This window comes from Salmonella sp. 32031103-2018-00083-FB-01-SM-01, from assembly GCF_017571995.1.
Classification (GTDB): domain Bacteria; phylum Pseudomonadota; class Gammaproteobacteria; order Enterobacterales; family Enterobacteriaceae; genus Salmonella; species Salmonella enterica.
In genome coordinates, this window is record NZ_JAGEQL010000001.1 from 1,032,146 (window position 1) to 1,044,471 (window position 12,326).

Sequence of the window (12,326 nt, forward strand, 5' to 3'; positions counted from 1 at the left end):
AATCAACTGACCGCTTTAATGATAAAGGTCACCACCCCGAATATGTCGAGCGTGTCTTCACTGCCGACAGGTATAGGTCGATAGGCGCCGTTCATGGGGATTAGCTGCACTGTCGGGCGCAACTGCAACCGTTTTACGGTGAACTCTCCTTCAATTGCCGCAATTACAATGTCACCGTGGTCAGCGTTCCGTGAGCTATCCACCACCAGCAGGTCGCCGTCGCTGATGCCTGCTTCAATCATTGAATCACCCGTGGCTTTGACAAAATATGTTGAGCTGGGATGAGAAACGAGCAACTCATTAAGATCGATACGCTGCTCAATGTAGTCCGCTGCGGGGCTGGGGAATCCACACGGCACTAAGTAACTGAAAAATGGGAGAGGAATAATTTCGCGCAACTCTGTAGGTCTGAAAAATTCCATAATCCATACCTCGAACACTGTTTTTATATACAGTAGTATTATTTAAACATGCGCGCAAGATACCGGAGTCGCTACGGCTGTTTAAATCTTCGTCGCTTCGTTTGTAAGTTTCTCTCTCAGTTCAAATTATGGGTTTTGTAAATTTTCCGGTTGTATTGTCATGTGTGCATATTTAAGCCAGTCTGGAGGCCACATTTTCTGTACAGCGTCGACAGCCCCGCAGCGTAAATTATCGCCACGCGCCAGCGCGTTTCCCTGACAGCAATTAATCTTTCGCCCTGCGCCCATGTCTACAGGGGAACATTTCGGGCAACAGGCCGGGGGCGACGATTACCGAGGACGACGGCGTTAAATCGCCGCTAGTGACATCAATATTAATCCAGATGGGGTACGGCGAAAGAGCGGGGGCAGAAAACCAGGAGTTGACTTATGATCGAAAAGTAAAAATCACACTATCCCTGGCCCCTCTTCTGGCAGAAAAAGCATAAGATGGCGATACGTTTTTCACGTAATATTCTAACAGAATATTCTAAGTGTATTCTAAGTGTGAGACTGATCGCTGAAAGAAGATGAGCTAAGTGTTTGAATTGTGGCGGAGAGAGGGGGATTTGAACCCCCGGTAGAGTTGCCCCTACTCCGGTTTTCGAGACCGGTCCGTTCAGCCGCTCCGGCATCTCTCCGTATATTGCAATGATGCCAGGTAATTTGGCATTTTAACAGACCCTATTCGGGTAATTTTGTTCAAGTGACGAGTTTACGAGCAAAACGATGATTAAGTGGCCCTGGAAAGCACAAGAAATAACCCAGAACGAAGACTGGCCGTGGGATGATGCGCTGGCTATACCTCTTCTGGTAAACCTCACCGCGCAAGAACAGGCTCGGCTTATTGCGCTAGCCGAACGTTTTTTGCAGCAGAAAAGACTGGTAGCGCTACAGGGATTTGAGCTCGACTCGTTAAAAAGTGCACGTATTGCGTTAATTTTTTGCTTACCGATCCTGGAGCTCGGTATTGAGTGGCTTGATGGTTTTCATGAAGTGCTCATTTATCCCGCGCCCTTTGTGGTAGATGATGAATGGGAAGATGACATAGGTCTGGTGCACAGCCAGCGTGTCGTACAGTCGGGGCAAAGCTGGCAACAAGGGCCCATCATTCTGAACTGGCTGGATATCCAGGACTCGTTCGATGCTTCGGGTTTCAACCTCATTATTCATGAAGTCGCGCACAAACTGGATATGCGTAATGGCGATCGCGCCAGCGGCATCCCTTTCATCCCGTTGCGCGATGTGGCTGGCTGGGAACACGATCTCCACGCGGCAATGAATAATATTCAGGATGAAATCGATCTTGTTGGCGAAAGCGCTGCCAGTATAGATGCCTATGCCGCCACCGACCCTGCAGAATGTTTTGCCGTGTTGTCAGAGTATTTTTTCAGCGCGCCAGAACTGTTTGCTCCGCGTTTCCCGGCGCTATGGCAGCGTTTTTGCCAGTTCTATCGCCAGGATCCTTCTCAGCGCTTACGGGTAAGCGCTGCCGAAGGCGACTACGGCGAGGAATCCGAACATTAATTCCTCACTTTGTGGGTTAATTAACCAATTGAATTGGCGCGTTAATTTTACTGTTGACACGTTATAGCGGGCCCAGTATTATGCGCCTCGTTGAAACAATTCCTCTGTAGTTCAGTCGGTAGAACGGCGGACTGTTAATCCGTATGTCACTGGTTCGAGTCCAGTCAGAGGAGCCAAATTTAGGGAAGCAGACGTTCACTGACGTCTGCTTTCTGCATTTATATCAATCGATTATCCCTTTCTTCAGGTTCACCCTCGTTCACTAAAAATCATTCGAAGCCATACCCTTTTGCTGGTAAAGCTGGTTCGATTTGCGTTTTACCGGTACGCCGAGGGAACCGTCATGTCACTGACTGATACCAAAGTAAAAAATGCCAGACCAGCGGAAAAGGCTGTCAAGCTCACTGACGGGTTTGGCCTCTATCGGTTCGAAATACTGGCAGTTGGGCTACCGCTATTATGGCAATCAGGAGGTGTTTTCCATTGGGGTTTACCCTGCTGTATCGCTTGCCGATGCCAGATAATGCCGTGACGAGGCTAAAAGGTAGCTGGCTCAAGGGATTGACCCGAACGCAAAAAAACAGGCTGATGAAAAAATCCTTCAGGAAAATTTGACTTGTGTAATTACAGACAAAGTTGCGCCATGCCGGAGCAAAGCAGGGATTAGATCAAAACTTCAACGCTTTGTTGTTTTTGTCAGCAAACAAACGCGTAATCTTATTTCCCCCTTTGACAAGCCGATCGCACATCGTTACTATGCGCCCCGTTCACACGATTCCTCTGTAGTTCAGTCGGTAGAACGGCGGACTGTTAATCCGTATGTCACTGGTTCGAGTCCAGTCAGAGGAGCCAAATTCCTGTTTTCAGGCGTACTTATAAGTCACTATTCAGTTAGGTTTCAATAAGTTAGCGTGAAAATCTTTCCCGATGTGTGTCTGGTTTTCCCTGCGCATCCGGCGAAATTGGTGGTCTGATTTGGGGTCATTTCAGTTCGATAATGACGTGACCACCCTATATCCCTGTCCAACGCGAAAATCCTCAGTATCAAGCCTTCTGACACCTCTTTAAGCTGACCGCTTCTCACGGTCGGTATCTGCTTGTCAATCCGGGCTTGTGGGTCAGGCGCTCAAGGAGCGTGAAGTGCGGCGCAATGTTTTCGCCTTCCGGCGCGTTTCCTGACGTAGACGCGATTATCGGTGACAGGTCTCCGGCGATGGTGATGAAGCTCGCGGCACAATAAGGCCTTAGCGGGATGCGGAATCGCCTCCCGCTAAGGCTTCATTCAGCCACTTTCCATATCATATAAATACGCCTCTTCCGCTCCTGTCCAACAGCAGGCGACAGCTCATTTCGTTAGCGAAACGGTGGCTCATTAAACGTGCGTAATTTACGTGAGTGCAAACGATCACCTTCTGCGCGTAGCAAATCAATAGCACGAATACCAATTTGCAAATGTTCTGAAATAGCCCCCTCATAAAACCGGTTTGCCTGCCCGGGCAGTTTAATTTCACCGTGTAAAGGTTTGTCAGAAACACAAAGCAACGTGCCGTAAGGCACACGAAAGCGATAGCCCTGGGCTGCAATCGTCGCGCTCTCCATATCAATCGCAACCGCGCGGCTAAGGTTGAATCGCAGCGCCGATGCAGAATAACGAAGCTCCCAGTTACGGTCATCCGTGGTGACGACCGTTCCCGTGCGCAGTCGCTGTTTTACCTCTTCGCCGGGCATTCCGCTAACCGCTTTGGTAGCGTCGTACAGTGCACGCTGTACTTCCGCAATGCTTGGAATAGGAATATCAGGCGGCAGAACAGCATCCAGCACATGATCATCGCGTAAGTAGGCATGGGCCAGCACATAATCACCAATCGCCTGACTTTCTCGTAACCCTCCACAGTGCCCAATCATAAGCCAGACGTCAGGCCGCAACACGGCCAAATGGTCGCAAATCGTTTTAGCATTTGAAGGGCCGACACCGATGTTTACCAGCGTAATCCCCTGCCCATCTGCCGTTACCAGGTGCCAGGCGGGCATCTGATGCTTCTTCCAGGCCAAATCGGAAATAGCCTCTTCCGGCGCTTCCGTTTCTGCCGTGATCCAAACTCCGCCAGCACAGGAAAGCGCGACATAGGGACTGTCAGGATCAAGAATTTGGCTGCATCCCCAGCGCACAAACTCATCGACATAGCGGGTGTAGTTGGTAAACAAAACGAAGGGCTGAAAATGTTCAACCGGCGTACCGGTATAGTGCCGTAACCGGGCCAACGAGAAGTCAACACGACGCGCGTCGAAGTGCGATAACGGATAGAATTCGCCTGGGTGGAACAGACCGTCTGCCGTCTCATCGCCAATCTGCGCCAGTTCTGTGGTAGGAAAATGGCGCGTTAGCCCGGCGCTCATAGAACGATCCAGCGTCAGAGCTGAGCCGTCAATCACGTAAGGATACGGGATCTCATGGTGCGAGGCCTCCACCGCAATATGCGCGCCATAATCATGATAAACGAGGTTAAGCTGTTCCAGAAGATAAGCGCGAAATAGCGCAGGCCGCGTAACGGTAGTGGTATAACAGCCGGGATGAGTAAAGCGTCCAAAAGCGCGTGTTTTAGGCGGGTTCGGTGTCGCGCCATCCCAGCTTACAGACAGCGAAGGATAAACAAACAGTCCGTTAAGCCTGGCATGGGGATCGGGCAGCGTGCCGTTATCAACATAGTCAGCGATGGCTTCACGGAGCGCGTTAACCGACTGCTCGTACAGCTCCTCCAGGCGATCCAGCGCCTGCTCGGGCGTCAGGTTTGTGCCTTTATTTTCCATATTATTCTCCTTAGCGTTCACAGGTGAGGCACGTCATTCGATAGTATGACAGCAAAGGAAGAAACTAAAAGGGTTAGCGTAAGGGCGGCGGCAGTAAACATGAACCCTTTAAAAAGAAAAGAGAACTATCTTAGCGCCACCATCATCGCTCAAAAAGAAGGGTACTGGTACAGCCATTTGTTAAGTTCATTACAATTAGTCATATAACCATTTCCCGGCTTTTGCTGACTCGATCAGCATGCTGATAGTGAAATCTGGGACGGGTACAGGCTCCGTTTTCTTGAACGGATACCATGAAAAAGGGTGATTAGGAAAATAGGTTTCTATTCTGAAGTTACCTCGCTCGACATTGAGTTCCTCGAAGAATTTATTCATGAGATCTTCGGCTTCAAGTTCATCAATGCTCAGATCAGTATCAAGGTCAATCTCTGGTGTTAATTCCACTTGCTTAATGTTGAACAGATATGTGCCAACATAAGGCCGTACAAGCTCGTAAACTTGCTGTTCAATATTGTCTACCATAACTTATCATTGCCCCGAGCAATGGTATTGTAGTCGCGTATAGTGCGATATGTTATTTGTGACACATCTGCGGCAAGGATAATTTCCCCGATCAAAGGAATGGAACGTCCAACAAACGGCGCAATGTTACGAACCATAACACGTCTGGCTGTCCATGGGGTGTAACCGCCTAACCATGTCGGAAGGGATATTCCAAAGGGAAATTTTGACTTTTTAAACACTGCACGTGCAGTCCTGGACGCGTATGATGTGCCTTTAGTCGCTCCAGCGGGTTTCGCCCTTGTCCAGAGATTATTACGACCTGATACCAGAGCAACAACGGCCCCGAAATCTGCAACACCAATCCCAAACTGGCTTGCGGTATTCTCACAAAAAATCATAAACAGAAGTTCGGCAGCAGTCAGATTGGATTTTCCTGCATAGAAGTATGTTCCATTTAGTTCTTATACTGTATCCATTAGAAACTCTATAGCTGCTATTTTGGTTTACTTATTGTACAGCCTTGTTTCGAATGAAAGAAATCAATCTATTGGGAAGAACGGATCAAGATCACGGGAAATATCTGAAATCAGATGAAAGAGACAGTCACGATTCCCACCAGGGGCATCACCTGGCAAGCTTGTGTGATCGCTCCGTTTGAACCGAACACATCTATATGTCAGCATACTGATACGGGTTTGATCTTGCGGATAGCGGTATCGGTTAATGCCACACGTGGGGGCTCCATTTTTCCAACGAACCGTGAAGCCTCCGATTAAGCCCTCAAGAAACTATGGATGTCAAAAAACCCGGCAAACCTTCTCAGGTCAACCGGGTAAAGATAATTTCTTGTTTTTTAAACGTCTCCGGACTCACCAGGATGTCCCGAAACTAAAATCTGGCTCCTCTGACTGGACTCGAACCAGTGACATACGGATTAACAGTCCGCCGTTCTACCGACTGAACTACAGAGGAATCGTGTGAACGGGGCGAATATTAACGAGGTGCCCCTGGCTTGTCAAAGCCTGTTTTCACAAAAAAAGTTCGTTTGCTGTTTTATTCCACACTTCGGTTAAAATTCACCGTTTCCTGATGATTTTCACAGCAAAAAGCGCTTACTCCCTCTTTACGCGCGGGTATCTCCACAGCCAGCGCCCGCTTACCAGACGCCAGTAAAACAGCGCGCCGCGCACGGCCCAGTCAAGAAACATCCCCAGCCAAACCCCTACAACCTCCATACCCAGCACAATACCAAGCGTATACCCTGCCACAACGCGACAGCCCCACATCCCCAGCATCGATACCCACATCGCAAATCGCACATCGCGCGCGCCTTTAAAACCCGACGGCAACACCCACGCGGCCGCCCAAATTGGCATAAAGGCGGCATTAAGCCAGAGCAGAACTTTCACTACCTCTTTTACGTCCTGCTCCTGGGTATAAAATGAGGCAAACAGACCCGCGAACGGCGCTGTCCCCCAGGCGATTGCCGTAAGTACGATAGTCGACATCCAGAATACATGGCGCAGTTGACGCTCTGCCTGACCAATTTGTCCGGTACCAAGACGCTTACCGGTGATAATAGTCGACGCCGAACCAAGGGCGTTACCCGGCAGGTTGATAAGCGCCGCCACGGAAAAGGCAATAAAGTTACCCGCAATAACGTTAGTGCCCATTCCGGCGACAAACATTTGTGTCAGTAGCTTGCCACCGTTGAACAGCACTGACTCAATGCTCGCCGGAATACCGATACCCATCACTTCCCAGATAATGCCGAAATTCAGCGGCTTCAGATAGCTTTTCAGCGGAATGCGCAGCGCCGGATTAAAACCAATCATCAGCACCCAAATAATCGCTACCGCGCCGATGTAGCGCGAAATGGTTAATCCCAGCCCCGCGCCGGCAAAACCCAGCCCTTGCCAGGAGAAAGCCCCGTAAATCAGGATGCTGCTGATGATAATATTGAGAATGTTCATCCCGCCGTTAATCATCAACGGGATTTTCGTATTCCCTGCCCCACGCAGCGCGCCGCTACCGATTAGCGCAATTGCCGCAGCCGGATAACTCAGCACCGTCAGTTCAAGGTACGTTAACGCCAGCCCCTTTACTTCTGGCGTCGCCTCGCCTGCGACAATATAAATAATTTCACTGCCGAAATAATGAATGACCACTGCCAGCACAACGGCAAATAGCGTCATAATCACCAGCGACTGGCGCGCCGCCGCCCTTGCCCGTCGCCTATCGCGCTTGCCCAGGCTAAAGGCGACCACCACCGTAGTACCAAGATCGATAGCCGCAAAAAAAGCCATAATTACCATATTAAAACTGTCGGCAAGCCCCACGCCTGCCATTGCTTCCTTGCCCAGCCAACTGACGAGAAAAGTACTGAGCACGCCCATTAGCAAAACACAGGTATTTTCCAGAAAAATGGGGATAGCGAGTGGGGTGATTTCACGCCAGAACAACACTTTGTAGCTCTTGCGTTTGGCATACCAGGGCGTACGGACGACAGCCTGGCGTAAGGCAGTGGAGACGTTCAAAATGGACCTTAAAGAAGAGAGTTGAAACCACATTTCAATAATGAGCGAGAAATCGTAAGGCTGCAAAGCTTTTTGCAGAAAAAATGTCTGCAAATGCAACAAAGTGATGAGATAACCCGCAATCGAATCTGTAAGGGGTTAAATGGGGTTTGACAAAAATTTTTCCGCCGCTAATATACGACCCCACACGATTCCTCTGTAGTTCAGTCGGTAGAACGGCGGACTGTTAATCCGTATGTCACTGGTTCGAGTCCAGTCAGAGGAGCCAGATTCCTGTTTTCAGGCGTGCTTATAAATTCCTATTTAATTAGATTTCAATAAGTTAGCGTGAAAATCTTTCCCGATGCGTATCTGGTTTTCCCTGCGCATCCGGCGAAATTGGTGGTCTGATTTGGGGTCATTTCAGTTCGATAATGGAGTGACCACCATATGTCCCTGTCCGACGCGAAAATCCGTAGTATCAAGCCATCTGATAAACCCTTTAAACTGACTGATTCACACGGTCTGTATCTGCTTATCAATCCGGGCGGTTCCCGCCTCTGGTATCTCAAAATCGAAAAGAATCCCGCATTGCGTTAGGCCCGTACCCTCAGGCTTCCCTTTCCGATGCCCGACAACGGCGCGAAGGTATCCGTAAACTTCTGGCCCGGAAAATTAACCCCGCTCAGCAACGAACCGACGCACGGATTACCAGCTCCCCGGATAAATGTTTTAAAGCCGTGGCGTTGGCCTGGCATAAGAGCAATAAAAAATAGTCGGCGGATTATGCCGCCCGTCTGCTCGCCAGCATGAACAACCACATTTTTCTGGCTATCGGCCATCTGCCCACCACTCTACTGAAAACTCAGCATTTCACTGCGTTACTGAGAATTATCGATGATAAAGGCTTTCTGGAAGTCGCGTCCCGTACCCGGCAGCAACTTTGTAACATCATGCGTTACGCCGTGCAGCAGGGGCTGACTGAAAACAATCCAGCTCTGAATCTGGAAGGCGTCACCACTCCTCCGGTTAAAAATCACTATCCCGCTCTGCCGCTGGAGCCGTTATCTGAACTGCTCCTGTGCATTGATGGTTATCAGCAGGGCCGGGAATTAACCCAGCTGGCAGTGAAGCTGACTCTGCATCTGTTTATCCGCTCCAGCGAGCTGCGTTTTGCCCGCTGAGGTGAGCTTGATTTCAGAAACAAAATCTGGACCATCCCTGCCACCCGTGAGGCGATCGACAAAGTACGTTACGCCGGGCGTGGCGCAAAAATGCGTACTCCGCATATTATGCCGCTGTCCCGGCAGGCGCTTGCCATTCTGAAGCAGATAAAGGAAATCTCCGGCCATCTGGATCTGGTGTTTCCCGGCGACCATAACCCGCATAAACCAATGAGTGAAAACACCATCAACCAGGCATTGCGTCTGATGGGTTATGACACAAAAACTGATATCTGCGGGTATGGTTTGCGGGCTATGGCCTGTAGCGCACTGGTGGAATCTGAGCGATGGTCGCGCGACGCAGTGGAGAGGCAGATGAGCCACCAGGAGCGTAGCAGCGTCAGGGCGGCCTATATTCACAAAGCGGAACACCTCGATGCACGTAAGGCGATGATGCAATGGTGGTCGGATTACCTGGACGCTAATCGTGAAGGCTGTGTTGCACCCTATATCTATGCCCGACAACAAAAGCGGGAGTCATAATATAGTGGCGATTACGGTGTAATCGTTAACTTACTGAAAACAAAGTCACCTGTGCTCAACACTCAGGTGGCTTTTTTGCAGACTGCCTCCGGAAGTACACTTATTGACAGTCAAAACCTCAGATTATTACAGCGGTAATAATCTGAGGTTTTAACGATGAATCAACATCACTGAACTGCGCCAGTTCTGACCTTTTGGCTTTTAGCCTTTTAGATTCCTGGCCTTTTTCCTGACGTATGCCAGTCTGCATCCTACGGCAAAAATAGCCTTCGCCAATTATTCTCGTATAAATTAGTCAGTAGATGCCTAAAATTATTCTGGTAGAATATTTTCAGGTGTTTATCTATCAATACGGTTTTTTTGCACCAGATTACACCCAATATTAGAGAGGAATGAGATCTGCCTAAAATCTGGTCTTCTCTATAACTTTAAATAAATACATGTGATTTATTTAATCACAGAAAATATAAACTATATAAAATATAAATCATATAAATATATAAGCGACGATCTAAGGAAACGATCGAATTAAACGATTGCGTATTGCATCACCCAAGTCATTAGACACTATTTTTTAACAAATTCAAATGGTTATATAAATTTTAACGAAGATATAGGAAAGCCGATAAATAAAGATTACTATAAAATCCATATTAATAAGAAGCAGTAATTTTTCCTGCCGATTCGAACGGAGGATACAATGGATCTTAACCAGCTTAAAACATTTGTTACCGTTGCGGAAACCGCCAGCCTGACTCGCGCAGCAGGACTTCTCTACCTAAGTCAACCAGCGGTAAGCGCCCATATAAAGCAACTTGAAACCGAGTTCAATGTAAAGCTATTCAAACGCACCCCCAGAGGCATGGAGCTGACCTCTACAGGTCTCATCATGAGAGATGAAGCACGTCTTGCACTTGATGCCGCAAACAAATTTGTAAATAAAGCCCGTACACTTCATAATATAGAGAACTGTGCCTTAGGCACTATTTCAGTTCCAGTAATCCTTAATCTACCATTAGTACTATCACAACTACGGCTGCGGCACCAGAATGTCAGTTTGACGATCCAGCAGAATATTTCGGGGTATATTATTGAAGACATTAAGAACGGTAAGCTCGATGCTGGCTTTGTCATTGGGGAAGTTAATGACTCTCAGTTAGGGATTATTCCTGTTTCTTCTGTAACGCTCTGCCTTGTAGGTCCATGGGCCTGGAAATCCCAGCTTGAAAAAGCAGGTTGGGAGCAACTACAGGAGTTACCCTGGATTGCTACCCCAGAAAAATGCTCCTTTACTGCTATAACAAAGTCTTTCTTTGAACGACATGATGTCACTGTAAAGGCATCCATTATAGTTGATCAGGAAAAAACGCTAGCTGAATTGGTAGCAATGGGAGCAGGGATAACTCTGATGAGAGAAGATATCGCTCTAGCTCTTCAGGATAATGAGGAGATTTATATCTGGCCGGGAGAAAAGACAGTGAGCCAGCTTTGTTTCCTTTGGGATCGTGAAAAAGAGAAATCTTCTGTCTTATCTGCACTAATTGCAACGGTGAAAGATATCTGGCAAGTGCCAGCTTGATTATCATAACTTCAATTCATATTGAAGATAACATTGCAACATCAGGCCAGGGTAAGAGAAAGTAGTCTGACTCTCAGGAATATGAATTATATTATAAGAACTAAAAAGGCGGCCGAAGCTGCCTTTTTAGAACCGTTGGTTATCTTAGCTTATCTGGAAATATGGGTGATTAAGTCCAGAACCTTATTTGAGTAACCAGTTTCATTATCATACCAGGAAACCAGTTTTACGAAGTTGTCGTTCAAAGTAATACTTGCTTTTGCATCGAACACGGAAGTACAAACTTCACCATTGAAGTCTGTAGAAACAACGTCATCTTCAGTGTAACCCAGAATGCCTTTCATTGAGCCTTCAGAAGCAGCCTTGATTACTTTCTTAATATCTTCATAAGAAGCCGCTTTTTCCAGGCGAACAGTCAGATCAACAACAGAAACGTTAGGAGTCGGAATGCGGAACGCCATGCCCGTCAATTTTCCGTTCAGTTCCGGTAGAACTTTACCTACGGCTTTAGCTGCACCAGTAGAGGAAGGGATGATGTTCTGAGCCGCACCGCGACCACCACGCCAGTCTTTATGAGACGGGCCGTCAACGGTTTTCTGGGTCGCCGTGGTTGCGTGGACGGTGGTCATTAACCCCTCAATGATTCCAAAGTTGTCGTTGATGACTTTGGCCAGTGGAGCCAAACAGTTAGTTGTACATGATGTATTCGAAACAATATCCTGCCCTCTATACTTGTCAAAGTTTACTCCCTTCACAAACATTGGAGTATTGTCTTTTGACGGACCAGTCAGAACAACTTTCCTTGCACCAGAAGTGATATGCTTGCGAGCAGTTTCATCGGTCAGGAAAATACCGGTTGCTTCAGCAACAACATCAACACCGATCTCACCCCATTTCAGGTTATTCGGATCGCGTTCAGTGGTAACACGGATTATTTTACCGTTAACAATTAACTGACCATTATCTACTTCAATAGTGCCATCAAAGCGACCATGAGTGGAGTCATACTTCAGCATATACGCCATATAGTTAACATCTAACAGATCGTTAATTGCCACAATTTCTATATCAGAGCGTTTTTGCGCTTCACGAAAAACCGTGCGACCGATACGCCCAAAACCATTAATACCTACTTTAATAGCCATAATTCATCCATTACTTATCAGTAAATAAAATGTCATCTGTAGACTTATAATTGCACCAGCTCTTCAAAAAAAGGTGCAAT

Annotated in this window: 8 protein-coding genes, 5 tRNA genes and 3 pseudogenes; 8 read left to right on the plus strand and 8 right to left on the minus strand. The window is 47.7% G+C overall.

The window, feature by feature from the left end:
* Window positions 1-2: 2 nt before the first annotated feature.
* Window positions 3-422 carry a translesion error-prone DNA polymerase V autoproteolytic subunit gene (locus J4614_RS05200; RefSeq protein ID WP_000394197.1) on the minus strand — a complete coding sequence of 140 codons (420 nt, stop codon included), beginning with the start codon at window positions 420-422 and terminating at the stop codon, window positions 3-5.
* A gap of 590 nt (window positions 423-1,012) precedes the next feature.
* Window positions 1,013-1,102, minus strand: a tRNA-Ser gene (locus J4614_RS05210).
* Window positions 1,103-1,190: 88 nt separating this feature from the next.
* Between J4614_RS05210 and mtfA the strand changes: the two genes are divergently transcribed.
* From mtfA to J4614_RS05225, 4 genes and pseudogenes are all read left to right on the plus strand, one after another.
* Entirely contained in the window at window positions 1,191-1,988 is a 798-nt protein-coding gene (gene mtfA, locus J4614_RS05215) for a DgsA anti-repressor MtfA (RefSeq protein WP_000598920.1), read from the plus strand.
* A 100-nt stretch (window positions 1,989-2,088) separates the two neighbouring features.
* Window positions 2,089-2,164: transfer RNA gene (locus J4614_RS05220), tRNA-Asn, on the plus strand.
* Between the two features lie 167 nt (window positions 2,165-2,331).
* Window positions 2,332-2,596, plus strand: a pseudogene (locus J4614_RS22010) (Arm DNA-binding domain-containing protein); the annotation flags it as partial.
* Window positions 2,597-2,764: 168 nt separating this feature from the next.
* Window positions 2,765-2,840: transfer RNA gene (locus J4614_RS05225), tRNA-Asn, on the plus strand.
* A 501-nt stretch (window positions 2,841-3,341) separates the two neighbouring features.
* On the opposite strand, the gene J4614_RS05230 is transcribed toward J4614_RS05225, so the two are convergent.
* Window positions 3,342-4,796, minus strand: coding sequence for an AMP nucleosidase (locus tag J4614_RS05230; RefSeq protein ID WP_015405876.1), 1,455 nt, complete (start codon window positions 4,794-4,796; stop codon window positions 3,342-3,344).
* 45 nt (window positions 4,797-4,841) lie between these two features.
* Between J4614_RS05230 and J4614_RS05235 the strand changes: the two genes are divergently transcribed.
* On the plus strand, window positions 4,842-5,003 hold the full coding sequence (locus tag J4614_RS05235) for a hypothetical protein (protein WP_001531298.1): 162 nt from the start codon (window positions 4,842-4,844) through the stop codon (window positions 5,001-5,003).
* Here the strand turns inward: J4614_RS05235 and J4614_RS05240 are convergent.
* The 4 genes and pseudogenes from J4614_RS05240 to J4614_RS05255 all read right to left on the minus strand — a co-directional run bounded on the left by J4614_RS05240 (window position 4,992) and on the right by J4614_RS05255 (window position 7,870).
* Window positions 4,992-5,318 carry a DUF1493 family protein gene (locus J4614_RS05240; protein WP_208293087.1) on the minus strand — a complete coding sequence of 109 codons (327 nt, stop codon included), beginning with the start codon at window positions 5,316-5,318 and terminating at the stop codon, window positions 4,992-4,994. The genes J4614_RS05235 and J4614_RS05240 overlap by 12 nt on opposite strands.
* A pseudogene (locus J4614_RS05245) lies at window positions 5,312-5,776 on the minus strand (STM2901 family protein). Before J4614_RS05245 ends, J4614_RS05240 begins: the two are co-directional and overlap by 7 nt.
* Before the next feature lie 420 nt (window positions 5,777-6,196).
* Window positions 6,197-6,272, minus strand: a tRNA-Asn gene (locus tag J4614_RS05250).
* Window positions 6,273-6,412: 140 nt separating this feature from the next.
* Window positions 6,413-7,870, minus strand: coding sequence for an EmmdR/YeeO family multidrug/toxin efflux MATE transporter (locus J4614_RS05255; protein WP_208293097.1), 1,458 nt, complete (start codon window positions 7,868-7,870; stop codon window positions 6,413-6,415).
* A 159-nt stretch (window positions 7,871-8,029) separates the two neighbouring features.
* Between J4614_RS05255 and J4614_RS05260 the strand changes: the two genes are divergently transcribed.
* The 3 genes and pseudogenes from J4614_RS05260 to J4614_RS05270 all read left to right on the plus strand — a co-directional run bounded on the left by J4614_RS05260 (window position 8,030) and on the right by J4614_RS05270 (window position 11,101).
* Window positions 8,030-8,105 (plus strand) — tRNA-Asn (locus tag J4614_RS05260).
* 161 nt (window positions 8,106-8,266) lie between these two features.
* Window positions 8,267-9,522, plus strand: a pseudogene (locus J4614_RS05265) (integrase arm-type DNA-binding domain-containing protein).
* 700 nt (window positions 9,523-10,222) lie between these two features.
* On the plus strand, window positions 10,223-11,101 hold the full coding sequence (locus tag J4614_RS05270) for a LysR family transcriptional regulator (RefSeq protein WP_000365361.1): 879 nt from the start codon (window positions 10,223-10,225) through the stop codon (window positions 11,099-11,101).
* A 149-nt stretch (window positions 11,102-11,250) separates the two neighbouring features.
* Here the strand turns inward: J4614_RS05270 and gapA are convergent, their stop codons facing one another.
* Complete coding sequence (gene gapA / locus J4614_RS05275) at window positions 11,251-12,246, minus strand: glyceraldehyde-3-phosphate dehydrogenase (RefSeq protein ID WP_208293088.1); 996 nt, start codon at window positions 12,244-12,246, stop codon at window positions 11,251-11,253.
* Window positions 12,247-12,326: the final 80 nt, after the last annotated feature.